The sequence below is a fragment of the Campylobacter concisus genome, assembly GCF_902460665.1.
Taxonomy (GTDB): Bacteria; Campylobacterota; Campylobacteria; order Campylobacterales; family Campylobacteraceae; genus Campylobacter_A; species Campylobacter_A concisus_AL.
Genome location: NZ_CABPUR010000001.1, coordinates 611984 through 638860, shown reverse-complemented (window position 1 = coordinate 638860; position 26877 = coordinate 611984). Strand labels below are relative to the sequence as shown.

Genomic DNA, 26877 nt, shown 5'->3' with positions numbered 1-26877 from the left:
ATAACAGGCGCCCTACTCATCTCAAGCGTAGCAGTAAATGCGCTTTTTGCTAAAACTGAAGATGAGGCGAGTGCGAAACTTGAAGCACTTTCAAAACTTACAAAAACAATTTCAACCGTTGAAAAATACTATGTTGATGACATTAAATTTAAAGAGATCATCGATAAAGCCATTGCTGGTTTAATGCAAAATTTAGATGCCCACTCAAGCTTTTTAAATGAAAAAGCTTACAAAGATATGCAGGTGCAAACAAGTGGAGAATTTGGTGGCCTTGGCATAACAGTTGGCATGAAAGATAGCGCACTAACCGTTATTTCACCGATAGAAGATACCCCAGCTGATAAAGCAGGTATAAAATCAGGCGACATTATCTTAAGAATAGATGGCAACTCAACTATTGGTACAACGATAGATGAGGCAGTAAATAAAATGCGCGGCAAGCCAAAAACTCCAATAACTATCACAATTTTGCGAAAAGGTGAGCAAAAACCATTTGACGTAAAGATCATAAGAGATCTTATAAAAGTTGAGTCTGTCTATGCAAAAATGATAGAAAATGACAACATTCTTTACGTGCGTGTTACAAATTTTGACAAAAATGTTGTTACAAAGGTAAAAGAAGCAATCAAAGAGTATCCAAAAGCAAGTGGCATCATACTTGATCTTAGAAACAATCCTGGCGGACTTTTAAATCAAGCTGTCGATCTAGTTGATCTTTTTGTAGATAACGGCGTCATCGTCTCTCAAAAAGGCCGCGATGCATCTGAAAATGTAGAGTATAAAGCAAGTGCGAGTAAAACTCTTTCAAAACTACCGCTTGTTGCACTAGTAAATGGCGGAAGTGCTAGTGCTAGCGAGATCGTAAGTGGCTCACTTCAAGATCATAAACGTGCTGTAATAATTGGCGAAAATACCTTTGGCAAAGGAAGTGTTCAAGTAATCCTTCCAATAGACGATACAGAAGCATTAAGGCTAACCATCGCAAGATACTACTTGCCAAGTGGCAGAACTATCCAAGCAGTTGGCGTAACGCCTGATGTAGTCGTGCATCCTGGCAAAGTGCCGCAAAGTGACGATAGTGCATTTAGCATCAAAGAGAGCGAGCTAAAAGCACACCTAAAAAGCGAGCTAAATAAGATAAATCCTACAAGCGAGGGCAATAAAACTGAAGCAAAAGATGATAAAAAGATAATCACGCAAAAAAAAGTTGATGAAGATATTCAATTAAAAACAGCAATTGATACGATCAAAATTTTAAAAATAAAACAATAAATTAGAAGGAGATCTCCATGCAAAAAAGAGAGCTTATTTACGAGGGAAAAGGTAAAAAAATGTATGCCACAGACGATGCAAATCTGCTTGTGGCTGAATTTAAAGACGATCTAACAGCATTTGATGCTCAAAAAAGAGGTAACGAAGCTGGTAAAGGCGCATTAAATAATAAAATTTCAACACAGCTTTTTAAGCTTTTGGAGAGTAAAGGCATCGTGACTGACTTAGTTGAGACTATCAGCGACACTGAGCAAGTAGTCAAAAAATGCGAGATCATACCTCTTGAAGTTGTTGTTAGAAATATCGCAACTGGTTCACTTAGCAAAAGGCTTGGCATAAAAGAAGGCACAGTTCTACCTTTTACACTTGTTGAGTTTTACTACAAAAACGACGATTTACACGATCCATTAGTAACCGATGAGCACTGTATTATTATGGGATTAGTAAAGAGCGAAAAAGATCTTCAAACTCTAAGACACACAGCAAGAGAGATCAACTCTATATTATTTAAATTTTTTGCCGAAAGAGATCTAAAACTAGTTGATTTTAAAATAGAATTTGGTATCGACAAAGACGGCAATATCATTCTAGCTGATGAAATAAGCCCTGATAGTTGTAGATTCTGGGATGCTAAAACCAATGAAAAACTTGACAAAGATAGATTTAGACAAGACCTTGGTAGCGTAAAAGTCGCTTACGAAGAAGTTTTAAGAAGAATTCTTTCTTAAGGACAAAGATGAAAGCTGTTGTAAATATAGCATTAAGAAGTGGGGTCCTTGACCCTGCTGGCAAAGCAGTGGAGCATGCTTTAAATTCTCTTGGATTTAGCGGTGTATCAAATGTCAGAATAGGCAAACAAATTGTTTTAGACATAGACGAGAACGATAAAGCTAAAGCAAACGAGCAGCTAAAAGTGATGTGTGAAGAACTTTTAGCAAATACCGTTATCGAAGACTATGAGATCGTGTTATGAAAGTAGCGATCATACTTTTTCCTGGCACAAACTGCGAAGAAGATACAGCTCACGCATTTAAATTACTTGGATGCCAAACACAAATAATCTGGCACAAAGAAGATAAAATAGAAGCTGATCTAGTAGTACTTCCGGGCGGTTTTAGCTATGGAGATTATCTAAGAACAGCTGCGATAGCTAAATTTAGCCCAGCTATGCAAGCTGTAAAAGAGCATGCAAAAAAAGGCGGCTATATCTTAGGAATTTGCAATGGTTTTCAGATGCTGCTTGAGCTTGGGCTCTTAAAGGGTGCAATGAGAAGAAATGAAAATTTAAATTTCGTCTCAAAATATCATCACTTAAAGGTGATTTCAAATAACAATAAATTCTTAGTAAATTTAGCCAAAAATGAAATAGTAAATATACCTATCGCTCACGGCGAGGGCAACTATTATACTGACGAAACCACTCTAAAAGGCCTTTACGACAACGATCAAGTATTACTAAAATACTGTGATGCTAAAGGTAACGAAATAAATCCAAACGGCTCAGTCGATAGCATAGCAGGAATTTGTGATGAGAACAAAAAGATTTTTGGTCTTATGCCTCATCCTGAGCGCGCTTGTGAGAAAATTTTAGGCACAGATGATGGCATGAAGATGCTAAAAGGTCTAGTTTGGTAAAACATTTTCTTTTTATTTCCCTGCTCGTACTAAATTTATTTGCTGTAAATACCGACGAAGTAAGCGTTTTTGACATGATGGACGAAGCTAGGGAGGATAAATTTGTAAATAGCCCTACTTCAAATCCAAAAACTCAAAAACCACCAAAAGAACAAGATTTTTCAAGAAAATTTGTGTCACCACAGCCAGAGCGTATCACTCCAGAGCAGATGCGAAACATCGTGCCAACAAACGAGCCAGATATTAGCGTCCCAGACAATCAAGTATATGACAAGATCAAAGTAAAAGAGCTTCTTTTAAAAGCCACAAATGTACCAAAAAATGTTGTTATAGGAGAAATTTTTAGTGTTGAGATAGTGGCTGATACACAAAATGACTTTGAGTTTGAGTTTGAGACACAGCTTGATGAAACAAATATCAAATGGCTAAATAAGAAAAATTTTCAATGGGTAAAAAGTGAAGACAACAAATATGTAGGTACTTTTTATCTTGAGGCAACAAGCATTGATGCAAAGACTTTAAAAGTTAGCTTGGATCTAAAAAGAAATGGCGAGAACTATCAAAACTCTAGCATAAATATCTTTTTACCAAAGCTAAAAGAGCTTAGAAGCGATGAGAACTACAACCACATCGTGGCTGATAATCTTGAAGTTAAGAAATTTAAGACAACAAAATTTGATGATATAAATAACATCATGGTTGTAGAAATTTATGGCAACAATGTCGATCTAAGTGCTTTTAATATTGAAAATAAAACGATATTAAAGCAAGGCGTAGATACGATAAATGGCGATTTTAACTCACAAAGTGCATATTATTTTGCAGTATTTAAGCCAAACAAAAAATCGCTTGACTTTAACTACTACAACCTAAAAAAGGCTAAATTTGAAAGCTTTTCTTTGCCAGTGAGTGTCGAAGATGACGATGTCAGCACACAGATCGGACTAAACCCAAAACAAAGCGAGTTTAGCACCTATAAAGATGTCACGATCTACTCTTGTGCAGTAATTTTTATATTATTAGCTATTTGGCGCAGAAGGCTTAGCTACTTTTTCATAGCAGCCATTTTTATAGCACTTGGAATTTATACCTACAACCCTTTTGGCAAGGCCGTTCTAAAACCAGATATTAGCGTTTCTATATTGCCTACAAAAAACTCAACTATCTTTTACACATCCCGTAAAAATGAAAATGTAGAAATTTTAGACACAAAAGGCGACTACTCAAAAATTTTATTTGCTGATGGTAAGATTGGCTGGGTAAAAAAGGATAATCTTGTCAAAAATTAGAGCTTTATTTTTTGCTATTGAGTTTGTTATCAGCGTTATTCTAGTCGTCTTTTTTATGTGGCTATTTAATGATAAAAATAGAGCCATAAGAAAATTTTGGGGAAGGTCGCAAAGGTTTTTTGGTGGATATAAACTTGAAGTGATAGGCGATTTTAGTGATGAAGCAAATATCTTACTCATAAACCACCAAAGCATGCTTGATATCATCGTCATCGAAGAGCTTCACCCAAAAAATGTTTGCTGGATAGCAAAGGCACAAATCGGCAAAATTCCTATAATTGGTAAAATTTTGAGCCTGCCAAAAATGATAGCGGTTGAACGTGAAAATAAACACTCACTTATAAAGCTTTTAAGCGAAGCAAAAGATAGAGTTGAAAATGGTCGCGTCTTAGCTATATTTCCCGAAGGAACTAGATCTCAAACTAATAAGCTTTTACCTTTTAAGGGCGGTGCAAAGATATTAGTTGAAAAACTAAATTTAAAAGTCCAGCCTATAGTTATCGTAGGAAGCGATGCGATGAAAGTAAAAGAATTTAGCTTTAAAAAAGCAGATATCAAGCTCTTTTGCCTTGATTTAGTCGATACTTCAAAAGAAAACTGGCTAGAGGCTACTAGAGAGAGTATGCAAAAAGTCCTAGACGAAAATAGAAAATAAATTTGGCTTTGCAAATTTACAAAGTCCCCCCTGCTCTATATCATTATCTATAAAAATTTGATTTTATATACTAGAAATTTTTATCAATAAATTTAAAAAGGTCTAGTGGAGAGCTAGACCTAAAAATATTAGTTTTGTAGATAAGTTCTTAAGTTCTAAAAACACTAAGTTTTGAATTTAATGCATCTGTCATCTTGTTTAGATGTTCTGCCGCTGAAGCTATCTCTTCGACACTTCTAGCATTTTCAGATGAAATTTGGTTGATATTTGAGATACCTTCCATGATCTCATTTACATTTTTGCCAGTTACGATGTAGTCTTGCATAGTCTTATCAGACATTGCTATAGCGTTATTCATTGTCTCACTCATAACATTTATAGTTTTTTCAACGTCGCTTGCCACGTGAGTTAGCTCTTGGATCTGTTTAGAGTTGATACCCATTTGCTCGCTACTATCATTGATCGCTTGGACAATGACGTTAATAGTAGCATTTATCTCAGTTAAACTCTTTTGAGTCCTCTCAGCTAGCTGTCTAACTTCATCAGCAACAACAGCAAAGCCACGTCCATGCTCACCAGCTCTTGCAGCCTCGATAGCTGCGTTAAGTGCAAGCAAATTTGTTTGATCAGCTATATCATTGATAACAACAAGGACTGATTTTACCTGCTCGGCATCACGGCTAAGCTGATCGATCTTATCAGCCATTTGATTTTCTACATTAGCAGAATCAATAATCTGCGCTGATAGCGATCTTATAGCTTCAGTTGCCGTTTTTATATGTGTGCTAGCCTTTTGAAGGTCATCTTTGCCAGCTTGAGCTACTGCTAAAGATTCTTTCATATTTTCTTGCATTACTTTACATCTTTGATTTGTCTCTTCCACTATTTCGGTTGATTTTTCTACACGTTTGCCTGTCTGAAGAGATGTAGAACTAAGCTCATTTGCAACGGAGCTATTTTCACTTGAAAGGTGCTTTGTATCACTTATTAGTATTCTTATTCTTTCAATAAAATCATTTATATCTTTACTTATTTTAGCTATTTCATCTTTACCATAAATAGGAATTTTAATTGTAAAATCAGATGTTATCGCATTTAAATTTGTTCCTAGTCTATCGATAGGATTTGCAACCATCTTCTTAAGCAAGAACATCGAGTAAGGTAACTATGACGCTTGCTATGATGAAATTTTTACTAACTACTTTTAATGGTGTTAAAAAATCATCAGTCACAGCTGAACCTAAAACCATCCAGTCTAGTTTATCAAATGACTCAAAAGCAACTATGCAGTCAACCCCATCAATTATAATAGGCTCAATACCCTTTCCTTTTTTAACAATATTATCCATAGTAGTTTTTAATTCACTACTTAGCTCTTGATTTGCCTTAGTTGGATGGAAGTCAAATTTTCCAGTTTTAGTATTGTAAAGAGAAAAATATCCATGCTTACCAAGTTTCATCTCAGAAAAAGTCTTTTTCATATTGTTTAATCCCTCGGTAGGATCATAACCAACAAATAAAATTCCTATTACCTCGTTATTTTCAATAATAGGATCATAAATGCTCATATAGTTGCGTCCAAATAAATTTACAACGCCTATATACCTCTCTTTATTCATGATATTTTTATAGGCTTGACCGTTTTTGTCAATCATCGTACCAACAGCTCTACTACCATCAGCCTTCGTCACCGATGTACTAACTCTTAAAAAATTATCACCCGATTTTGCAAAAATCGTTGAAATTCCACCTTTTGTAGCTTTATTAAATTTATCCAGAATATCGTAGTTGTTGTTTAAAATACCATTTTGAGATATTAGATCTATCGCCTCGTATTTGTCAGTCTTGCTCATCTGGTGATTAGTTGAAATTTTTCCAATCATCTCTTTAAAAACACTCATTATTAGCTCTGCACTACTTACATTATCTTTTTCAAATAATTTAACCGTATTCATAGCAAGCTGGACGTTTTGTTCTACTGTTGTAAGCACACCATCTTTTATCTCGCGCTCTAAAATATTTGATGTATATACAACAAAACATGTCATAGATACTGCCAAAACCGTAGCAATCGTTGCTGAAACTTTTACCAAAATGCTTCGTAAATTCATTTTGTCTCCTTTTTCTAAAAATTTTCGCCTTGATTATAGCACTATTTTAAATAAACTTTATACAAGAATGCATAATTAATAACAATTAATAAATTATCATTATTATTTTATTCATAAATTATAACTTTTTTAAAACCATTTTAAAAATTTAATTTAAAAACCTTGATAGTAATACTATCAATGTTAAGTATATTTTTATCACTTTGTGTTATAATCTGCCAAAAATTTTAAAACAAGGAAAAGAAAAATGGCAGATAAATTTGAATTTCAAACCGAGGTCAATGACCTTTTAAATTTGATGATCCACTCTCTTTACTCAAATAAAGAGATATTTTTAAGAGAGCTCATCTCAAACTCAAACGACGCACTTGATAAGCTAAACTACCTATGCTTGACCGATGAAAAGTATAAAAGTCTAAGCTACACTCCAAGGATCGACATCAAAGTAGATGATAAGGCTAAGACTTTAACCATCAGCGACAATGGTATCGGCATGGATAAGGACGAGCTTATCGCAAATTTAGGCACGATAGCAAGAAGCGGCACAAAAGGTTTTATGAAAAATTTAAGTGGTGATGCTAAAAAAGATAGCTCATTGATCGGTCAGTTTGGTGTTGGCTTTTACTCAGCATTTATGGTGGCAAACAAGATCGAGGTCATAAGCAAACGAGCACTTAGCGACAAAGCCTATAAATGGACATCTGATGCAAAAAACTATGAGATCGAAGATGCCCAAAAAGAGAGCTTTGGAACGGACATCATCTTACATTTAAATGACGATGAGTTTGCAAATTCTTGGCGTATCGAAGAGATAGTCAAGAAGTATTCAAATCACATTCCTTATCCTATATTTATGGATAAACAAAGCTATGTCGCTCCAAAAGAAGGCGAAAAAGAGGGCACGTATGAGACCAAGAACGAGCAGATAAACAAAGCAAATGCGCTTTGGAGGCTAAATAAAGCCAGCCTAAAAGAGCAAGACTACAACGACTTTTATAAGCAAATTTCTCACGATAGCAGCGACCCGCTCCTTTACATCCACACAAAAGCTGAGGGTAAGATCGAGTACTCAACTCTATTTTATGTGCCAAGCACCGAGCCGTTTGATCTCTTTAGGGTTGATTATCAAAGTGGCGTAAAGCTTTATGTAAAAAGGGTTTTTATCACAGATGATGCAAAAGAGCTTTTGCCGCCATATTTAAGATTTATCAAAGGCGTAATCGATGTTGAAGACTTGCCGCTAAACGTTAGCCGTGAAATTTTACAAGAAAATGCGATCATGAGAAGTGTCAAAGAGCAAAGCGTAAAGAAAATTTTAAGCGAGCTTGCAAAGTTAAAAGATAACGACCGCGAAAAATACATAAAATTTTACAAACTATTTGGCAAGGTTTTAAAAGAGGGGCTTTATGGATTTAACGCTGAAAAAGAGCAAATTTTAGATCTTTGTCTATTTAAAAGCTCAAAAAGAGATGGGCTTATCAGCCTAAAAGAGTACAAAGAGGCAATGAAAGAGGATCAAAAGTCAATCTACTACATCAGCGGCAACAACGAAAATATGCTAAGAAATTCGCCGCTTCTTGAGAGCTTTAAGAAAAATGATATTGAGGTGCTTATTATGGACGAAGAGATCGACACGATCGTGATGCCAATGGTCAATGAATTTGACAAAACACCTCTAAAATCAGTCTCACACGCTGATATAAATGATGAGATTAAAAGTGGTGAGAAGATCGATGAGAGCAAGGTTGCAAACACGCTTGTTAAAATGAAAGAAATTTTAAAAGACGAGGTAAAGGATGTAAGACTAAGCTCAAGACTCTCAAGCTCGGCCGCTGTGTTAATATATGATAAAAACGATCCCGATTATGCTATGCAAGAGATGCTAAAACAAATGGGACAAGGCGCAAACGCTCCAAAAGTTAAACCGATCTTGGAGATCAATGCAGATCATGAAATTTTTGCAAAACTTGAGAAAAATGAGGCGATGGTTTATGACATAGCGCCTTTACTTCTTGATATGGCAAGGCTAAATGAGGGCATGAGCCTAGAAAATCCAGCTAAATTTTCAGAGCTACTAACGAAAGTGATGATAAAAGCTATCTAATTTCATAAAGCCCAAGAGAAATTTTGGGCTTTAACCTACTTCTATAAATTTAATTTCCTATATTTATTATCTTTATTACGGTAAAAATTTAATTGTGTAAGCTAAATTTCCCACGCCAAAAGACGTGGGATAAATTTACGCTATCTTGGTAGCATCGATGATGTTTAGATCAAGTCCAAGATCTTCAACAGATAGTCCAAGTGCAAGACCTACAAGCTGAGATAGGTGAATGATTGGCTTTCTCACGTTTGAATGGTTTTCATCTTGATATCTCTCTTGGTAGATGTCAAGTTGCATTTGACAAAGTGGGCATGGTGTGACAACTACGTCAGCGCCGTTTTCATCGGCGTTATTTACGATCTGACTTGACATTTTTCTTACTGACTTTCCAGCTGGATAGCTAGCGTGGAAGCCGCAGCAGTCAAGTCTTTTCTCAAATGGCACGATAGTAGCACCAAGTGCGCTTACAACAGTTTCAAAGCTCTTTGGATTGACTGAGCTTTCTCTGTTGTGTAGATCTTTTTCAGGTCTTAGGCTATGGCAGCCGTAAAATAGCGCTACTTTTAGCCCACTAAGTGGTTTAACAACCTTTGCTTTTAGCGTTTCTACGTTTTGATAAAGCACCCAAAGAAGGCTTGTGATCTCAGTTGAGCCATTATATTTCATATTGCCCTCAGCCAAGAAAGTATTTATACGATCCTTTGCACCCTTATCAAGCGTAGTTTTAGCTCTTGTTAGAGTTAGCATACAAGTTGAGCATGTCGTAAGCATAGGCATATTCATCTGCTCTGCAAGCGCTATGTTTCTAGCATTTGCCACAAGTGTAGCGATAGGATCGACGTCTTGTGCTTGTTGAGCCCCACAGCAGCTCCAGCCCTTTATCTCGTGAAGCTTCCAGCCAAGTATCGGAGCGATAGCCTCAAGCGACATCTTAGCCTCTTTAGCTGCTTGAGAGAGTACGCATCCTGGGAAAAAAGCGAATTCGTTTTGCATAATTACTCCTTACTAGCAGCTTTGCGAGCCGCATTTATCATTTTTACTAGATCATCATGTCCTTCAATGTCCTCTTCGCCGAAAATATGAAGCGGATTCATCTTACCTGCAAGCATTAAATTTGCAGCGATATCCATTTTGCCCATATTTCTAAACACTCCCTCAGAGCGAAGTGCAAGCTTGATCTCATTTAGTCTGCCTGAGCCATCAACTAGATCGGTTAAAAACGCCTCAGCATGATCTGGTCCCATACCATCATCAAAGCCTTTTTGTATAGCCATAATGCGAAGATCAGTTATATCTTTGCATGCGCTTATGCCTTTTGGACAGCGATCAGCGCACTCTTGGCATTTTACACACATCCAAAGCCCATTATCTATAGCTGGTTTTAGGTGCGGCATAGGATCTTTACTACGTGAATCAAAGGCCGCTCTATAAGCATGCACAAATACAAATGGCTGCATATAATCGCTCGCATCAGCTTCAAACTTATTACACTCACTAGCGCACGCTCCACAAAGTATGCAGTCCCATTCAAGCGCTACTTTTTCATACTCTTTTTGACTTTGCTTACAGCCTTTTTCTGCGCTAAATTCTGACTTAGCAGTGATGCTAGGCCTAATCTTGCGTAAATTTTCGATACTTGGCTCCCAGTCCACCATAAGATCAGAGATGACCCTGAAATTTCCAAGTGGAGAAATTCTTATACTTTCTGGGTTGTCATACTCAGCTAAAAGCTCGTTCATCTTTGTATCACAGGCTAGATATGAGTGACCATTTACTCTAACAGCACACGCTCCACATATCGCTGAGCGGCAAGATGCTGTGAAATTTAACGTCGCATCTTTTTTTTGTTTGATATCAAGAAGCACTGTTAAAAGAGTTTTGCCTTTGATCTCTTCATTTGTTAGCTCATAAGTTGATTCATATTTTTTAGTTCCATCAAAGCGGTCGATAATAATTTTCATCCTAGCTCCTTACTCTGGCTTCTTGCCGTCAAGTGAAAATATGCCTGTCACAACGTCTTTGTAGCTAAGTTCAAGCTTGCCATCTTTTAGTGTGACTATGCTGTGTTTTAAGAAATTTACATCATCTCTTTTTGGATAGTCCTCTCTTGTGTGAGCACCACGGCTCTCAAGACGATTTTGAGCTGCAAGGCATGCTGCACGAGAAAGAAGTATAAGGTTGCCAAGCTCGACATAGTCAGTAAATGCTGTGTTCATGACTGTGTTTTGATTTGGCACTTTAAGGGTGTCATATTTTGCTTGGATAGCTTCTAAATTTTTAGAGAGCTGATCTAGTTTTGCACCAGTTCTAAAAATACCCATTAGATCCCAGTTGTTTTTACCAAGCTCTTCACGAAGAGCATACATATCATTTACGCCGCCCTCGCCTGTTGCGATAGATTTAAATTTATCTTGCCACATTTTTGCTAGCTCAGAAGTTTTCTTGCCGCTTGCAAATTTTGCATTTTGCGCATATGCTCCAGCACCCTTGCCAGCTAGATCGCCAGTCACAACTGCGTCAGTTAGGCTGTTTCCACCAAGGCGGTTTGCACCGTGGATAGACACACATGAAGCCTCGCCACCTACATAAATTCCAGGAATTTTTGTGCTCATATCATCAAATTTTGCTACCTCTATGCCACCCATTGAGTAGTGAGCTGTTGGGCGGATAGGAACTGGCTGCTCGATAAGGTCGATGTCTTGGAAAAGCATCGCTGTGTGGCGAATTTTTGGAAGCTTTTTCATAATGGTATCTTTGCCAAGGTGGCGAACGTCACAAAGCACATAAGCGCTCATACCCTCACCAAAGCCTCTACCCTCACGAATTTCTGTCTCGATCGCACGAGCGACGACGTCACGAGGAGCTAGCTCCATCTTTTCGTGATAGTTTTTCATAAAGCGCTCGCCCTTGTTGTTTAACAAGTATCCGCCCTCGCCGCGAGCAGCTTCTGTGATTAGTGTGCCACCATTTTGAACGCCAGTTGGGTGAAACTGAAGCATCTCAGGGTCTTCAAAACCAAGACCTGCTTTAAGCGCAGCAGCGATGCCATCACCAGTTGCTATAAATGGAACTGATGTGCGGTTATAAAAAATTCTAGTGTATCCGCCAGTTGCGATAACAAGAGATTTGCAAAGAACTGGGTAAATTTGACCATCTTGGATGTTGCGAAGAACGACGCCTTCGACCTTGCCATCCTCAAGACCGATCTCAAGTAGCTCATGGTCCATTAGAAATTTAACACCAGCTGTGATAGCGTCGTCAAGACAGGCGTGCATCAAAACGTGACCAGTTTTATCAGCTGCGTAGTTACAGCGCTTTTTGCTAGCGCCACCCATGAAGCGAAACGCAACATCACCATTATCTTTACGGGACACGTCGCCATTGTCTATACGAGAAAAGAGCATGCCGTTGTGGTCTAGCTCATGGATGACTGCGCCTGCTGCCTCGCAAAATTTCACGACTGCATCTTGATCAGCAAGATAAGCCGCACCTTTAACTGTGTCATAAGCGTGAAGCTTGAAGCTATCGCCATTACTAAAGTCAGTAACGCCGTTTATTCCGCCCTCCGCCATACAGGTCGCATTGCGAGATGGCATCATCTTTGTAGCAACAACAACGGTTGAGTTTGGATATTGCTTGCGAACGGCTGTTGCTGCACGAAGTCCAGCACCACCAGAGCCGATTATTAGCACATCAACAGATGGTAAGCCATTTTCATTACCTTTTGGCAACTCACCAGCAAAAACATTGGTCGCACCAGCTGTTGTAGCTAGCGCACCTACGCTAATACAGGCACTTTGTAGAAATTCTCTTCTGGTAAATTTTTCACTCATTGATAACTTCCTATCTTAGTAAATTTTTAGCGCTTAAAACGCACCGCCAGTTTATTTTCTTAATATTTTTTAAAATAACTATATTAATTAAATAATTAATAATGAAAGATTACATTAAATTTACTTAAAAGAAACATAAAGATTTATTTTAGATTAAGAAATGAGAGCTGATATTAAAATCAAAAAGGACAATATGGGCTTTTTTGAGATGGTTTATATAAATTTAGCGGTAGAAATTTTATAAGATACATAAAAATTTCTACCGATTTGAAGTTTATTTTTATTTTTGAGTTTTTAAGCTTTAGAAGCTCTTTTTCAGGATATTAGAAAGATGAATTTACTTTTATACTTAAATAAATATATTAAATATAATAAATAACCTTATTTTTGTCCTATTATCAAAATTCACCCTTTGGGTGCAAAATTTCTTTTAGCTCGCCATCACTTAGCTTGTAGTTATAAAATCTCTCGTAAAACTCTCTTGTTTTTTGCTCTAAATTTAGATCGCTAAATTGCTCTGGGTAAAATGTCTTAGCCAGCCAAAGCGAATAAAGCGCACCTTCAGCACTTCTTACGCTCCAAAGATAAACGCCACTTGGCACTACAAAAATTTCTCCATTTTGCACAGCTTTTAGCTTAGCAAATGATGCGTTTTTGGCGATAGCATCGGCACTTTTTTGTGAATTTGTGATGATGATGTCTGGGTTAAAGATGATGACTTGCTCTTCGTTTATTGCTTTTGAAATTTTAAAATCCCCTTCGCTTAGCCCTGAGCTTAAATTTATACCACCAGCCACGCTAATATACTCTGCGCCGATATCTTTTGAGCTAATGGTGCTAAAGTTTCCTGAGTTGTAGTTAAGCACCAAAACTCTCTTTTTTGGCGTTAAATTTGCTGCTTTTTGGCTTACAAATTTTATGTTCTCGTTAAAATAGTCATTAAACTCACGCGCCCTTTTTACGCTCTTTTCGCCCCAAATTTCAGCGATCTTGCTAAAGCTATCTTGTATCTCTTTGATAGTTTGAAATTTATCTATCTTCACAACTGCGATGCCAGCGCTCTCTAACTGAGCCTTGCTATTTTCATCAAACATCATACCAATTGGCCCAAAAACAACTTGCGTTTTTGACGCTATGATCGTCTCGACACTACTGCTTAGCATGCCACTTTTGTTGTCGTTGCTCTTTATCTTTGGAAAAATTTTAGACATGAGCGCAGGCAGTTTTGGCGCACCGCTAATTATATGATCTTCGTTGCCAAGCATCGCAGAGACCTGCACAAAAGCCCCTATCAAAGGCGTCGCACGCTCGATCACATCAGGCACTTCTACCTTTTTATCGTCGCTATCAAGCACCACTCTTGCTTGCAAACTAACAAGTAAAAAAGCCAAAAGTAAAATTTTCTTAAACATATCTTCTCCTTTCAATCCACCATCACGCAAGAGTAATGCTCGCGCTCATCGATGATATTTTTCACAACTCGTATATCTACGCCGTAAATTTTCTTTAAATTTTCGCCATTCATCACCTCACTAGCCTCGCCGTAGATGTAGTTTTTATCACGCCCAAGCATCGCAACCTTTGCGTTTAGATAAAAGACCTGCTCTGGTTGATGAGAGGTGAGGATGATGATGTAGCCTTGCTTTGCGAGCTTTTTTATCTCTTTTAAAACTCGCATTTGGTTGCCAAAGTCTAAATTTGCCGTTGGCTCGTCAAGTAGCATCACCTTTGAGCGTTGCGCCAAAGCCCTAGCTATCAGCACCATTTGCCGCTCGCCGCCACTTAGATCGGTGTAAATTTTATCTTTAAAACTCTCTAAATTTAGCGTCTTTAGCGCATCTAGCGCTATCTTTTCATCCTCTTTGCTAGGCCGCTCAAATATACCAAGTCTTGCATTTGCACTCATCATCACCACGTCAAAAACGCTAAAGGCAAATGGCGGTGTGTGAGCTTGCGGGACGTAGCTTATAAAGCTTGCTCGCTCTTTCTCGCTCATTTTTAGCGCATCTTTGCCGTCTATTAAAATTTCGCCTCCAAGTGGCTTTAAAAAGCCAAGTATCGTCTTAAACGTCGTCGTTTTGCCAACGCCATTGCTACCAAGCAGGCAAAAGATGTCGCCATCTTGTAAATTTGCATTGAAATTTTCTATAACGACCTTTTTATCGTAGCCGCAGCTTAAATTTTTTATCTCAAATTTCACGCAAAACCCTTTTTGCTCTTATAGAGCAGATAGACAAAAACAGGCGCACCAACTAGCGAAGTGATGACGCCAAGCGGGATCTCGCTTGCCATTAGACTGCGTGAAGTGGTATCGACTATAAGCAAAAATAGCCCTCCGCCAAGCAGCGAAGCTGGAAATAGCGTGATGAAATTTGCCCCCACGACAAAGCGCATGATGTGAGGGATGACAAGCCCCACCCAGCCCACGATACCGCAAAATGAGACGCAAGTAGCGGTTAGAAGTGTTGAAGCGATGATGATTATGATGTTATAAAATTTCACATTTAGCCCCATCGCCCTAGCCTCTTCTTCGCCAAAACTAAGCGTATTTAGCTTGTAGCGAAGCATAAAAAGTGGCACAAGGCAGATCATAACTACGCAAAAAAGCAGAGCTAAATTTTTATATCCGCCACTTCTTGCAAGGCTTCCCATCAGCCAAAAAGTGACTTCTGGTAGCTTATCTTCGCTATCGGCTAGAAATTTTATAAGCGAGCTAAGTGCTCCAAAAAGAGATGAGATGACGATGCCAGTTAGCACCATCACGAGTAAATTTAGTCTGCCCTTTGCGATGACGCTGCTTATAAAAACGACAGCAAAAACCGCAAAAAGACCGCAAGCAAATGCACTAAGCTGCACGCCTATGTAGTTGAAATTTAAGATGATAGCCACGCTCGCTCCCACGGCTGCGCCACTTGAGACGCCAAGGATATCAGGCGAGACTAGAGGGTTTTTAAAAAGACCTTGATAGACAGCTCCAGAGCTAGCAAGCGCTGCACCGACAAGGACGGCAAAAAGCACCCTTGGCAAGCGAATGAGCGTAAAGACCGTATAGCCTTGCTCGTCGCTTGGCTGCTCGTTTAAAATGGCTGATCTTATAAACTCAAAAATTTGAGCGTAGCTTATCTCGTAGCGTCCGATGCCTAGCGAAAAAAAGAGTACCAGCAAAAGAAGCGCAAATAATGCGAAAATGATCTTTTGGCTACTCAAATTTCATCCCCGCACGTCCCACCAGATGAGATAGCTCTTCGTCTCTCTTTCAAATTTAAAACCGCTTTTGGTCTTTGTGAGGTAGCTTTTTACATTTTCTTTGTAAATTTCTTCTTTTTCAGGCGTGATCTCACCAACAAATCTAAAATAAGAAAACGCCTCTTCAAGGCTAGCAAAATCCCTCTCAAAAATGGTGTCGATTATCTTTAAATTTGGATTTGCTCCCATGTCGTAGGCGATGTTAAAGATAAAGTTGTAGCCAAATCTCCTATCGCTAAAACCTGCCTCTTTTTCATCTTTTATCCCTTTTAAGAAGTCTTGCCAGATATCTTTTAGGCTTGGATGATCTGGCAAAAACGAGGTCATCACGACATATTTTTTAGCAAATTTGCAAAGCTTTTTTATATCAAAAAGCCCAACTGAGCGTGATGCTAGCACGATGTCGTGTTTTGGTAAGTCCTTTAAACTCTGCTCATCGCTCCAGTCTTTTTGGATGAAATTTATATTTTTCGCTCCAGCTTCTTTTGCATTTTTCTTGGCAAATTCAAGCATTTTTACAAACGGATCTAGCGCGCTTACGCTCTTTGCTAGCTTTGCAAGTGGCACGCTAAGCCTTGCTGGACCACATCCCACGTCAAGCACGCTATCATCTTTTGTGATAGGTAAATTTGAGAGTAAATTTAGCGTAGAAGCTGCCTCCATGCGTGTCATCTCGTTATACATATCTGCGTAATCATCCCAGTTTACGCCGCCATCTTTGCCTTTTACCTTTTGCAAAATAGGCAAAAACACTCGCTCCAAAATCGCTTGATAATCAACCAGCCCTTGCATCTTTCTCCCTTTGGTTATTTAAATTTACCCTACGAAAAGGGCAAATTTAAAGAGCCTAAAGCCAAAATAAATTTGGCTTTAGTTTTGGTTTTAGAATTTAACTTGAGCTGAAAGCATGAAGGTTCTGCTTTGTCCTAAGAAAAGCGAAGTTGTAGGTCTTCCCTCGCCTCCACCATCTACGTCAGATGGGAACATACCAGCCCAGTATTTTTTATCAAAGAGATTATTTATGTTAAATCTTATAGTTGTCTCTTTGCCTAGCCAAGCTTTTGTAGTGTATCTAGCTCCAACATCTGTTGTGAAGTAGCCATTTACGCTATGAGCGTTGGCATTGTCTATGTAGCGCTTGCCTGTGTAGTGGAAATTTGTTGTAAATGCAAGTTTGTTTGTGCTAGGAACTGCATAGTCAAACAAGACATTTGCTTGAAATTTTGGCTCACCGATAACTGTTTTACCCTCAGACACGCCATCTTTAGCATTTTTTATCTTAGCATCAAGAAGTGTAAAACCACCATACATACTTAATGTATCAACAAGCTTTCCGCCAGTAGTTAGCTCAAATCCGCGGTTTCTTTGCGTGCCTTGAATTTTAAAATCCTCACTTGCTCCGCTACCGACTAGATATGCTATCGGGCGTTTGATCTCAAAGATCGCAGCTGATAGATCAAGCTCACCTAGTCTAGCTTTTGCACCGATCTCATATTGTTTGCTTCTAAATGGTTTTACTGTTAAAGTTTCACCCGCTCTAGAGCTAGTATCGTCAAATGTATAAGTAGTTCCTTCATTTGAGATACTATCTGCATAAGTAGTATAAAGGCTTACGTTTTCAACTGGCTTATAGACAAGGCTTACACCGTAGTTAAAACCACTTTCATCATAGTTGGTTTTTTTGGACGGATCTAGTGAATAATTTGCAAACCAACTTTTTGAGACAGATAAGATCGTGCTAAAGTAGTCATTAAATTTAATATCATCAACAACAGATATATTTTTCATATCACTACTACTACTTTTATATCTGCCACTTCCTTTTGCCACATGTGGATCGTTAAAGATTCTTGGATTATACAAATTTGACGTGCCAAGTTTTTTTCTACCACCTTTATTTCTAGCACTATAAATAGTCCAGCGATATCCATTTGTAGCTACGGCAAAATTATGCGATAAAGAACCTGTTTCAAAATTTGTCAAACCTTTTAAGAACCAGCTATCTACATCAAATCTACCAGATGCGCCACTGCCTCCACTTTTAACAACTTCATAGTCTCCATTTTGATTAGAAAATGTACCACTTGTGCCATACATATCACGGATAGCCTTTTGCCACTGATAGCCACCTTCAAAGTACCAGTTGTCTGTTGGAGCATATTTTAGTTTTACACTAGCTGTCGTTGTTTTTAGGTGATTGCCACCAAATGTTTGCTCGAGCCCTCTTTTAGTATCTTTTGCAGGGCTTGGCACATCAAATTTTGCCACTCCGTTTTTTATTGGCATACTAAAACTACCTGGCATACCTGAGTTTTTATGCTCATAGTGGCTAAAGTTTGTTTCAAGTGTCAAATTCTCTGTAAGGTAAAAATCAAGCCCAAGTGAGGCTAAACGACGAGAAAATTTACTATCTTTGGCATTCTTTTCTCCGCCTGAGTAGTAAAAGACGCCTCTATATCCGACTTTTTCAAATTTATTTGATGTATCAAGACCTACGCCCAAATTTGACCTTGAGCTGTAATCAGTCCAGATGATATTTTGAAGTGGAACTGGCCGCTTGCGAGAGTAAAGGAAATATCCAGAAGGTGTAGCACCACCATAAAGTGAGCCAGCAAGTCCATTTTGGATTTGCAAGCTCTCAAACATAGCCATAGGTATAGCTGTGGTTGATGTAGAGTAAAAACCATCCCAAAGAACGTTACCTACGACTGAGCCTTGAAAACCGCGAGTTTGAGGACGACCAACATCACCACCGCCACGATATTGAATTTGTGCTGAAGGGAAGTATCTAACTGCATCTTCAAAACCTTGAACACCTTGGTTATCAAGAACCTCTTTTGAGATCGTATTTACTTGATAAGGCATATCTATAACTTTTTTATCAGCCAAAGGACCAGCGGCTACTCTTTTGTTTAAAATTCCCTCATCGATGCCACTTTCACTGATGTTGTCACCGACTGAATTTACTTCAACGCCCTCAAGCTTTGTCGTTTGCACAGCAAAAACTTGACTTAAAAAACCACTGCACATCAGAAGTGCAGCACATGTTGCAACTGAGATTTTGTAACTCAACTTTTACTCCTTTTACAAAAATTTTACATCTGAAATGTTACTAAAACAAATCTTAAATATAATTTATTAATTTATTAAATATATAAATTTATATTTAAATTTACAAAAGTAAAATAGGGAATTTAAGTAATAATATGAGATAAATTTATCGTTTTATTTTGTGTGATTTTTAGTTATTTTTTTATAATGAAGCGTTTTTTATAAGGCTAATTTTTAGTTAAAAAGTAATAAATCTCGCCGTAGTGTCTAACCGAGACAATAAAGCTTAAATTTATATCAAATATCTCAATATCATCAAGTGATGGATACCAGATATCGCTAAAAATTTAGAGAGATCATCGAAGCGCAAAATATCAATGCTCTCAAATTTATTAAAATTTATGCAAATTTCATTTGGTTTGGCGATGCCAAGCTTGCTAAAAGCGGTCTTGAGATCAAAATTTGCTTCGTCCGCATTAAAGCCATCAAGCCTGCTAAATTTATCTATCTTAAAAAACTCATCTATATTATTTAAGCTAAATTTATGAAGTAAATTTTCTCTTATCTTTAAACACTCATCAAGCGACAAGCTCCTAACGATCGGCATCTCAAAGCCATATTCTTTGCGGAAATTTTCTAGTTTTATCTGATCCATTTTGGGAGGTTTTGGCTAAATTAAATTTAGCCAAAAATTTATTTCAAAAGCTCTTTTGCGTATTTTAGACCTAGCTCGTAAGCTTTAGCATTTGCCTCTTTGACCTTAGCTGGCACGCTTGCTAGCATCTCTTCACGCACTAAATTTTCATCCATGCACCCACTCATCGCCACAGCCACACCAAGAGCCACGACGCTTTGAGTGATAACGTTACCGACCTCGTCTTTTGCGATAGAGATGATAGGAATTTCATAAATTTTCCAGCGCTTTTTGTCCTCGTCGCTTACTTTTACCAAATTTGGCTCGACAACGATCGCTCCGCCCTCTTTCACGCCACTTTTAAAGGCATTGTAGCTTATCTGCGCAGTGGCAAGCATAAAGTCTATCTCGCCCTCGTTTGCATAAGGATATAAAATTTCTTTCTCATCAAGTATGATATCGACCTTCGTTGGACCGCCACGCACCTGAGATGTGTAGGTAGAGGCCTTCACGCCGTATCCGCCTGCTTTTATCTTGGCAGCTGAGAGGATCTCGCCTGCTAGTATGACGCCCTGTCCGCCAACGCCGACAAATCTTAGTTGTGACTTCATGCTAGCTCCTCAAAATTTATCGCTTCATTGCTCATAGCAGCCCTTCTTACCTTGTCGTAAGCCTTGGTGTATTCGATCTTTTCTTCATCTTTGTGAAGCACACCAAGTGGGAAAATGCCCTTTTTCTCCTCGTCGTTTAACATGTCAAATTTGACCTTGCTCGTCGTGCGGCCCTTTATCCACTCTAAATTTTTCACCGCCTCGCCCATTTTGTTCTTGCGGCCTAAATTTATATGGCAGTTTGAAAATACATCAAAAAAGCTGTATCCATCGTGGCTAAAGCCCTCTACAAAGAGCTTTGTAAGCTTCTCTGGCTCGATGACGCTTCCACGCGCGACAAAGCTAGCACCTGCGGCAGTTGCGAGCTTACAGGCGTCAAAACTAGGATCGATGTTGCCATACTGCGCTGTGACCGTCCACATGCCCTTTGGCGTGGTTGGGCTGGTTTGCGAGTTTGTTAGCGCGTAGATGAAGTTGTTGATTAAGATGTGATTTAGCCCGATATTTCGGCGGCATCCGTGTATCGTGTGGTTGCCTCCGATAGCTAGTCCGTCGCCGTCGCCAGTTACCACGATGACGTGCTTGTCTGGGTTTGCCATCTTTACGCCAGTCGCGTAAGCTACGGCTCTGCCGTGAGTTGTGTGGATGGTGTTGCAGTCAAGATATCCGCTAAAGCGGCCAGAGCAGCCTATGCCTGAGACCACGCAAACGTCGTTCATGTCCCAGCCCATGGTGTCGATAGCACGGATGAGCGCTTTTAGTATGACGCCGTCGCCGCAGCCCCAGCACCAAAGAGTAGGCATTTTATCTGTTCGTAAATATTTATCATAATTAAAAGCCATAAATTTCTCCTATCTTCGCCTCGATCTCGCTTGGGCTTATCGGTCTGCCGTTTGCTTTTAGCAGTTTTGCAAAGTCATCTCTTAAGATGATCTTTGAAATTTCGCCACTATACTGGCCTAAATTTAGCTCGCAGACCAAAATTTTCTTAAATTTATCTGATATCTCTTTTAGCTTTTTAGCTGGAGCTGGGAAAAGTGTGAGTGGCTTAAATAGCCCTACTTTTAGCCCTTTTTCACGTAAATTTAAGATCGCTTGCTTAGCCGAAAGTGCCACGCTACCAAAGGCGATGATGCAAATTTCAGCGTCATCAAGCATAAACTCTTCAAATTTCTCGCACTCATCAGTGTGTAAATTTATCTTATCAAACAGCCTATTCATAGAGTATTCAACGATCTTGCCATCTTCTGTTGGAAAGCCAGTAGCGCCGTGATGAAGCCCAGTTATATGGTAGTGATAGCCCTTAAAAAAAGGATTTAGCGTGGCTGGCTCATCTGGTGCGGCCTCGTAAGGTTTATACTCTTTTGGCTCGCCGCTAAATTCTCTTCTTTTATAAATTTCAAGCTCGCTAATCTCTGGTAGGCGCACCCTTGCTTGCATGTGACCTATCGTCTCATCAAGTAGCAGCATAACTGGCGTCATAAACCTAGCTGCGAGGTTAAATGCGCGAACTGTCTGCGTATAGCACTCCTCTAAGCTGCTAGGTGCTAGCACTATCATATTTACATCGCCGTGAGTTGGGTTTTTAGCCTGCAAAACATCACCTTGTGCGACGCGGGTTGGTAGGCCAGTTGAAGGGCCACCGCGCATGACATTTACGATGACAAGCGGTATCTCAGCGATAAAGCCAAGGCCTATTTGCTCAGCCTTTAGGGAAATTCCAGGTCCAGAGCTAGCAGTCATCGCCTTAGCTCCACTCGCACTTGCACCAAGAGAAACTGAAATTCCAGCTATCTCATCTTCCATTTGTATAAATGTACCGCCATGTTTTGGCAAAAGCACGCTTAGCTCGTGGGCGATCTCGCTACTTGGAGTGATAGGGTATCCGCCAAAGAAGTTACAGCCGCACTCGACCGCAGCCCTTGCCACTAAGGCATTTCCAGTTGATACTAGCTCTCTCATGCGCTCTCTCCAAGCTTTGCAAATTTATTTGCCTTTACGGCAGCAGCTCGCTCTTTGCTCTCAGGCGTTAGCTTTGCAAATTTAAAGCCTTTTTCAGCCACATAAATGGCAAAATCAGGGCAGTGAAGCTCGCAGTCGCGACAGCCTATACATGAGTCAGCATAGACGACCTCTATCATCTTACCAAGCACCGCCTTTGGCTCAAGCCTCATACCTAGCACGCCTGCTGGGCAGTAGCTCACGCAGACATCACAGGCCTTACACCTGCTCTCATCGACCCAAACTGGGACATTTTCTTTTATTATCATCTATATTCCTAATCCAAATTTTCTTTTAAAAATTTAATGTTTTTTCTAATATCAGCTTCGCTTTTACTTAGCTGCTCTTGCTCACTTTCATTTATATTTAGCTCTAAAATTTCTTTTAAGCCCTCGCGTCCAAGCCTTACTAGCCTGCCGCAACTTAGTTCATCATCAAGAAGCACGCTAGCACTTAAAATTTCATCACTCTTGCCCATGATCGCTTCACACATTTTCACAACTGCAGCCGCTGGTGCGTAGTAAGCTGAAGTGCCAAGAAGCTTAACGATCTTTGCGCCACCTGTGCTTGTCTCTTTTTTAAGAATTGCTAGCTCATTTTCGTTTAAATTTTCGCTGATATTACTAGCAGATACGATCATCTCGTCGTTGTGAGCGCCAATTATCTTTGTCTTTAGCTCTTTTGCATCTTTATCTTTTAGAAGCGCTAGCTCATATCTGCATCTTGCCCCATCTAGTTCACCAGCCATGCCGATCACTTTATTTTTGCTAAAACCACTAAATTTATGAGCCGTCCAGACCATCACATCAAGCGGATTTGTCACGACGATTATCACCGCATTTGGTGCAAATTTTGCGATATTTTGAGCTGTTTGTTTTACGACTACGGCATTTTTAAGGAGCAAGTCCTCTCTTGTTTGACCCTCTTTTCTTGGACTTCCAGCAGTTACCACTACGATATCACTGCCCTCTATTAGCATAAAATCATCGCCACCACAAACGATAGTTTTTGCGTTAAAAACGCAACTTGACTGCGCTAGATCGATAGCCTTTGCGCGTGCCACGTCACCAAATATATCCACAAGCGCGATCTCATCGCAAACTTCCCTCATGCAAAGCGCATAAGCTATGCTTGCACCGACGTTTCCAGCTCCAACTATACTTATTTTCATTTTCTCATCCTATTATTTGATTTAAAATTTTACTTGGTCTCATGACCTCATTTGCCCTCACTTCATCTGGCAAATAATATCCGCCAAATTCCACGCTAGCACCATCATTTTGTCTTATCTCTTTTAAAATTTTGCTCTCATTTTTCTCTAGCTCGTCTACTAAATTTTCAAAAATTTTGCTTAAAATCCCGCCACTTTTTGCCATTTCTCTTGCCCAAAATAGTGCCAGATAAAAGTGTGACTCCCTGGTGTCAAGAGTGGCATTTGGCGTTTTGTTTTCATCTAGATAGCTAGCAACCGCTCTATTTAGCGCATCACCTAGCTCTTTTGCCTCTTTTTTTTGCTTAGCAAACGCTAGATGTTCAAGCGAAGCACTAAGCGCTAAAAACTCGCCGAGACTATCCCAAAGTAGATGGTTTTTCTCTTTTAGCTCTTTTGCAAGCGTTGGAGCAGTTCCGCCAGCGCCCGTCTCAAACATCGCTCCACCAGCAAGTAGCGGCACAACTGAGAGCATTTTTGAGCTGCCACCTAGCTCAAATATCGGGAAAAGATCGGTTAAATAATCTCTTAAAACGTTACCAGTTACGCTTATAACGTTTTTGCCAGCTCTTATTGCCCCAAGCGTTTTTGTAGTTGCTTGCTCGTAGTTTAAAATTTCAAATTTTACACCAGCCCTAGCAAATTTCTCTTTAAATCTTTCAAATTTAGCTATCAAATTTCTATCGTGAGCACGGCTACTATCTAGCCAAAATATAAGCTCATCTTTTGAAATTTCGCCTCTTTTTAAAGCAAGCTCAAACCACGCATTTATCGCATCATCTTTTGTCTGCGTCATCCTAAAAATGTCGCCCTTTTTGACGCTAAATTTAAAGACACTCTCTCCCGCCTCGTTACAAACAACAAATTCTCCGTCCTCTTTTGCTATAAAAGTCTTATCGTGGCTGCCGTACTCCTCGGCCTTTTTAGCCATGAGCCCCACATTTGCTACACTGCCTATGCTGCTCACATCAAGCGCGCTATGCTCTTTAAAGTCCGCTACGCAAGCCTCATAAACCCTAGCGTAGGTCCTATCTGGGATCATGCAAAGCGAGAAATTTAGCTCGCCGCTTCTATCTTTTACCTTGCCAGAGTTTCTAATGAGTGCTGGTACGGAGGCGTCTATTATGACGTCATTTGGTATGTCAAAATTACTGGCATTTTCATTTAACACCCAAATTTTTGCCTTTTTGCTCAAAATTTCATCAAATTTAGCCAAAATTTCATCTTTGTTTTTAAGAGTTGAAATTTTAGAAAACATATCTTTTAAACCGTTTTTAGCCTCCACGCCGTGAGCTTTAAACTCCTCACCAAATAGTTCAAAAACCTCTTTAAAATAGCTTTTTATCGCGTGAGCAAAGATGACTGGATCGCTAACTTTCATCATCGTGCATTTTAGGTGCAGACTCAAGGTCAAATTCTCTTTTTTTGCCTCATCAAAGCAGCTTTCATAAAATTTATCTAGCTCGTTTACGCTTAAATATGTAGCATCAACTATTTCGCCACTTTGTACGGCAAGCTCTTTTAAAAGCTCTTTTTTGCCATCCGCACTTATGAAATTTACATAAAATTTCTCATCTTTATTAGCGATAATTGAGCGCTCATTCTCATAAAAATCGCCCTTTTGCATGTAGCAAATTTTTGTCTTATTTGCCTTATCCCAGTCACCGTTGCTATGAGGATATTTTTTGGCAAATTCTTTAACCGGTGGCAAGGCTCTTCTATCTGAGTTTCCTTGTCTAAGCACTGGATTTACCGCGCTTCCTAGCACTTTTTGGTATTTTTTAGCGATCTCTTCGTCGTAGTCTGTGATGATCTCATCTGGGTAAAACGGCACGTTTATGCCCTTGCTTCTAAGCTCCTCAATGGCTGCTTTTAGCTGAACGAGCGTGGCTGAGATGTTTGGCAGTTTTATGATATTTGCCTCTTTGTGCGCAGTCAGTTCGCCCAAAAGCTCTAGCTCGTCAGCCTTGTTTAGCCCAAGCTCTTTGCTAAAAAGAGATAAAATTCTCCCAGCCAAGCTAATATCAGCCCTAGTTATGCTAATGCCGGCACGTGATAAAAAGCTCTTTACGATAGGAAAGAGAGAGTAGCTTGCAAAAAGCGGTGCTTCGTCAGTTTTTGTCCAGATAATGTCACTCATTTTAGCCCTTTTAGTTTTTTAAAATTTATCACTTTCTTTATTAAATCTCGTTGTATTTTAGGCATTTGCCGCAAATTCTAGCTCTATTTTCCTATATTTTGGTTGTGTTCGCTTAAGGTTTTTGAAAAAATGTGTTTTTTTGCCTTTTTGTCAAGCACAAAGTATAAATAATCGCTCTTTGCAGGGTTTATCGCCGCCTTGATCGCACTTATCGAGACCGAGCAGACTGGACTTGGCGGAATGCCGTCGTTTAGATAGGTATTAAACTCGCTCATATCACTTCTTATGCGCTCAGCCGTGATCACATCGTGTGAATAAATTCCATAGTTTAATGTGCCGTCCATTTGCAGCCTCATGCCTTTATTTAGGCGGTTATAAATGACTGAAGCAACTAGTGGCATCTCAGCATCATTCGCCGCTTCTTTTTGAATGATCGAGGCGATCGTTAAAATTTTAAACCATTTTTTCTCGTTGTATTCGCCAAAAATTTTATTGCTAATATCACTTTGAGCCTTTCTTGATGAATTTACAAGATAAAAAGCAAGGTGCCTTTCGCTGATACCTATTGGAATTTTATATGTATTTGGCATCAAAAAGCCATCACTCACTGGAGCAAGGGCGTTATATTCGCTATTTAGCTTAACTGGATCAAGTCCTAGCTGGGCGGCGATCTGGTTTAAAAAAACGATAGTCGTCTCGCCTGGTATTAGCGTTATCTCGGTTAAAGCTGCTTTTGATTTTGCAAGTTTTTTTAAAAAATCAACCCTTGAAATTTTGTCTTGACCGATCTCTATCCAGCCAGATTGCGGAGAGCCGATAAAAAGTATGGCGTATTTGTCTATCACGCTTAAGTTAAAGTTGCGATTAGCTAAATAAGATATAATCTCGCCCACACTTCCCTTTGGTATAAAAACGACCTTGCTTGTGTTTATAGGGCGTGCCAAATAGACAAAAACACTTAGGAAAATGATGGCTACGATATCAAAAAAAATGTCTAAATATGGCTTTTTCATAAAATTTTTTATCATCTTGATTCTTTCATTTATCTTACTTTTAAAATACGGCATAAAAATTAACGATTTCGA

General features: G+C 39.1%; 24 protein-coding genes and 1 pseudogene. 7 read left to right on the top strand and 18 right to left on the bottom strand.

Features of this window, described 5'->3' with window-relative positions:
- The 6 genes from F3G66_RS03320 to F3G66_RS03295 are packed head-to-tail and all read left to right on the top strand — an operon-like array spanning window position 1 to window position 4851.
- The gene (locus tag F3G66_RS03320; RefSeq protein WP_223154206.1) at window positions 1-1272 is read left to right on the top strand and encodes a S41 family peptidase; all 1272 of its coding nucleotides are present in this window, start codon (window positions 1-3) and stop codon (window positions 1270-1272) included.
- Window positions 1273-1289: 17 nt separating this feature from the next.
- Window positions 1290-2000 (top strand): phosphoribosylaminoimidazolesuccinocarboxamide synthase, encoded by a 711-nt coding sequence (gene purC, locus F3G66_RS03315; RefSeq protein WP_021091373.1) that lies wholly within the window; start codon window positions 1290-1292, stop codon window positions 1998-2000.
- Window positions 2001-2008: 8 nt separating this feature from the next.
- Window positions 2009-2245, top strand: coding sequence for a phosphoribosylformylglycinamidine synthase subunit PurS (purS, locus tag F3G66_RS03310; RefSeq protein ID WP_085657331.1), 237 nt, complete (start codon window positions 2009-2011; stop codon window positions 2243-2245).
- Window positions 2242-2907 (top strand): phosphoribosylformylglycinamidine synthase I, encoded by a 666-nt coding sequence (gene purQ / locus F3G66_RS03305; protein ID WP_149707127.1) that lies wholly within the window; start codon window positions 2242-2244, stop codon window positions 2905-2907. The genes purS and purQ overlap by 4 nt, the downstream gene beginning before the upstream one ends.
- Window positions 2901-4196, top strand: coding sequence for an SH3 domain-containing protein (locus F3G66_RS03300; RefSeq protein ID WP_149707126.1), 1296 nt, complete (start codon window positions 2901-2903; stop codon window positions 4194-4196). The genes purQ and F3G66_RS03300 overlap by 7 nt, the downstream gene beginning before the upstream one ends.
- The gene (locus tag F3G66_RS03295; RefSeq protein WP_223154205.1) at window positions 4177-4851 is read left to right on the top strand and encodes a lysophospholipid acyltransferase family protein; all 675 of its coding nucleotides are present in this window, start codon (window positions 4177-4179) and stop codon (window positions 4849-4851) included. Before F3G66_RS03300 ends, F3G66_RS03295 begins: the two co-directional genes overlap by 20 nt.
- Window positions 4852-4999: 148 nt before the next feature.
- Here the strand turns inward: F3G66_RS03295 and F3G66_RS09420 are convergent.
- Together F3G66_RS09420 and F3G66_RS09415 are read right to left on the bottom strand one after the other, a co-directional pair.
- Window positions 5000-6007, bottom strand: a pseudogene (locus F3G66_RS09420) (methyl-accepting chemotaxis protein); the annotation flags it as partial.
- Complete coding sequence (locus F3G66_RS09415; protein ID WP_410470309.1) at window positions 5991-6899, bottom strand: Cache 3/Cache 2 fusion domain-containing protein; 909 nt, start codon at window positions 6897-6899, stop codon at window positions 5991-5993. The gene F3G66_RS09415 and the pseudogene F3G66_RS09420, both read right to left, overlap by 17 nt.
- Window positions 6900-7209: 310 nt before the next feature.
- Here F3G66_RS09415 and htpG point away from each other — a divergent pair, with 310 nt between their 5' ends.
- Window positions 7210-9066: a molecular chaperone HtpG gene (htpG, locus tag F3G66_RS03285; RefSeq protein ID WP_149707124.1), complete on the top strand. Its 1857-nt coding sequence runs from the start codon at window positions 7210-7212 to the stop codon at window positions 9064-9066.
- A gap of 135 nt (window positions 9067-9201) precedes the next feature.
- Here htpG and sdhE read toward each other — a convergent pair whose 3' ends face one another.
- From sdhE to mltG, 16 genes are all read right to left on the bottom strand, one after another.
- Window positions 9202-10059 (bottom strand): 8-methylmenaquinol:fumarate reductase membrane anchor subunit, encoded by an 858-nt coding sequence (gene sdhE / locus F3G66_RS03280; protein WP_149707123.1) that lies wholly within the window; start codon window positions 10057-10059, stop codon window positions 9202-9204.
- Between the two features lie 2 nt (window positions 10060-10061).
- Entirely contained in the window at window positions 10062-11027 is a 966-nt protein-coding gene (sdhB, locus tag F3G66_RS03275; RefSeq protein ID WP_149707122.1) for an 8-methylmenaquinol:fumarate reductase iron-sulfur subunit, read from the bottom strand.
- A 9-nt stretch (window positions 11028-11036) separates the two neighbouring features.
- Window positions 11037-12899 carry an 8-methylmenaquinol:fumarate reductase flavoprotein subunit gene (gene sdhA / locus F3G66_RS03270; protein ID WP_149707121.1) on the bottom strand — a complete coding sequence of 621 codons (1863 nt, stop codon included), beginning with the start codon at window positions 12897-12899 and terminating at the stop codon, window positions 11037-11039.
- Window positions 12900-13297: 398 nt separating this feature from the next.
- A complete protein-coding gene (locus tag F3G66_RS03265; protein ID WP_149707120.1) occupies window positions 13298-14311 on the bottom strand; it encodes an ABC transporter substrate-binding protein in 1014 nt (337 codons plus the stop codon).
- Between the two features lie 11 nt (window positions 14312-14322).
- Complete coding sequence (locus tag F3G66_RS03260; RefSeq protein WP_107858746.1) at window positions 14323-15099, bottom strand: ABC transporter ATP-binding protein; 777 nt, start codon at window positions 15097-15099, stop codon at window positions 14323-14325.
- Complete coding sequence (locus tag F3G66_RS03255; RefSeq protein WP_149707119.1) at window positions 15096-16106, bottom strand: FecCD family ABC transporter permease; 1011 nt, start codon at window positions 16104-16106, stop codon at window positions 15096-15098. Before F3G66_RS03255 ends, F3G66_RS03260 begins: the two co-directional genes overlap by 4 nt.
- 3 nt (window positions 16107-16109) lie before the next feature.
- Window positions 16110-16937: a class I SAM-dependent methyltransferase gene (locus F3G66_RS03250; RefSeq protein ID WP_149707118.1), complete on the bottom strand. Its 828-nt coding sequence runs from the start codon at window positions 16935-16937 to the stop codon at window positions 16110-16112.
- Window positions 16938-17027: 90 nt separating this feature from the next.
- Window positions 17028-19217 (bottom strand): TonB-dependent receptor, encoded by a 2190-nt coding sequence (locus tag F3G66_RS03245; protein WP_149707117.1) that lies wholly within the window; start codon window positions 19215-19217, stop codon window positions 17028-17030.
- 271 nt (window positions 19218-19488) lie between these two features.
- Window positions 19489-19851: a heat-shock protein gene (locus F3G66_RS03240; protein WP_223154191.1), complete on the bottom strand. Its 363-nt coding sequence runs from the start codon at window positions 19849-19851 to the stop codon at window positions 19489-19491.
- 38 nt (window positions 19852-19889) lie between these two features.
- Window positions 19890-20441, bottom strand: coding sequence for a 2-oxoacid:acceptor oxidoreductase family protein (locus F3G66_RS03235; protein WP_021085834.1), 552 nt, complete (start codon window positions 20439-20441; stop codon window positions 19890-19892).
- The gene (locus F3G66_RS03230) at window positions 20438-21283 is read right to left on the bottom strand and encodes a 2-oxoglutarate ferredoxin oxidoreductase subunit beta (protein WP_103569539.1); all 846 of its coding nucleotides are present in this window, start codon (window positions 21281-21283) and stop codon (window positions 20438-20440) included. The genes F3G66_RS03235 and F3G66_RS03230 overlap by 4 nt, the downstream gene beginning before the upstream one ends.
- A complete protein-coding gene (locus F3G66_RS03225) occupies window positions 21273-22403 on the bottom strand; it encodes a 2-oxoglutarate synthase subunit alpha (RefSeq protein WP_149707116.1) in 1131 nt (376 codons plus the stop codon). The genes F3G66_RS03230 and F3G66_RS03225 overlap by 11 nt, the downstream gene beginning before the upstream one ends.
- Window positions 22400-22711 carry a 4Fe-4S dicluster domain-containing protein gene (locus tag F3G66_RS03220; RefSeq protein WP_107930473.1) on the bottom strand — a complete coding sequence of 104 codons (312 nt, stop codon included), beginning with the start codon at window positions 22709-22711 and terminating at the stop codon, window positions 22400-22402. The genes F3G66_RS03225 and F3G66_RS03220 overlap by 4 nt, the downstream gene beginning before the upstream one ends.
- An 8-nt stretch (window positions 22712-22719) precedes the next feature.
- The gene (locus F3G66_RS03215) at window positions 22720-23613 is read right to left on the bottom strand and encodes a lactate/malate family dehydrogenase (RefSeq protein WP_103649000.1); all 894 of its coding nucleotides are present in this window, start codon (window positions 23611-23613) and stop codon (window positions 22720-22722) included.
- A gap of 4 nt (window positions 23614-23617) precedes the next feature.
- Window positions 23618-25792 (bottom strand): NADP-dependent isocitrate dehydrogenase, encoded by a 2175-nt coding sequence (locus F3G66_RS03210; RefSeq protein WP_149707115.1) that lies wholly within the window; start codon window positions 25790-25792, stop codon window positions 23618-23620.
- Window positions 25793-25875: 83 nt separating this feature from the next.
- Complete coding sequence (mltG, locus tag F3G66_RS03205) at window positions 25876-26820, bottom strand: endolytic transglycosylase MltG (protein WP_149707113.1); 945 nt, start codon at window positions 26818-26820, stop codon at window positions 25876-25878.
- Window positions 26821-26877: the final 57 nt, after the last annotated feature.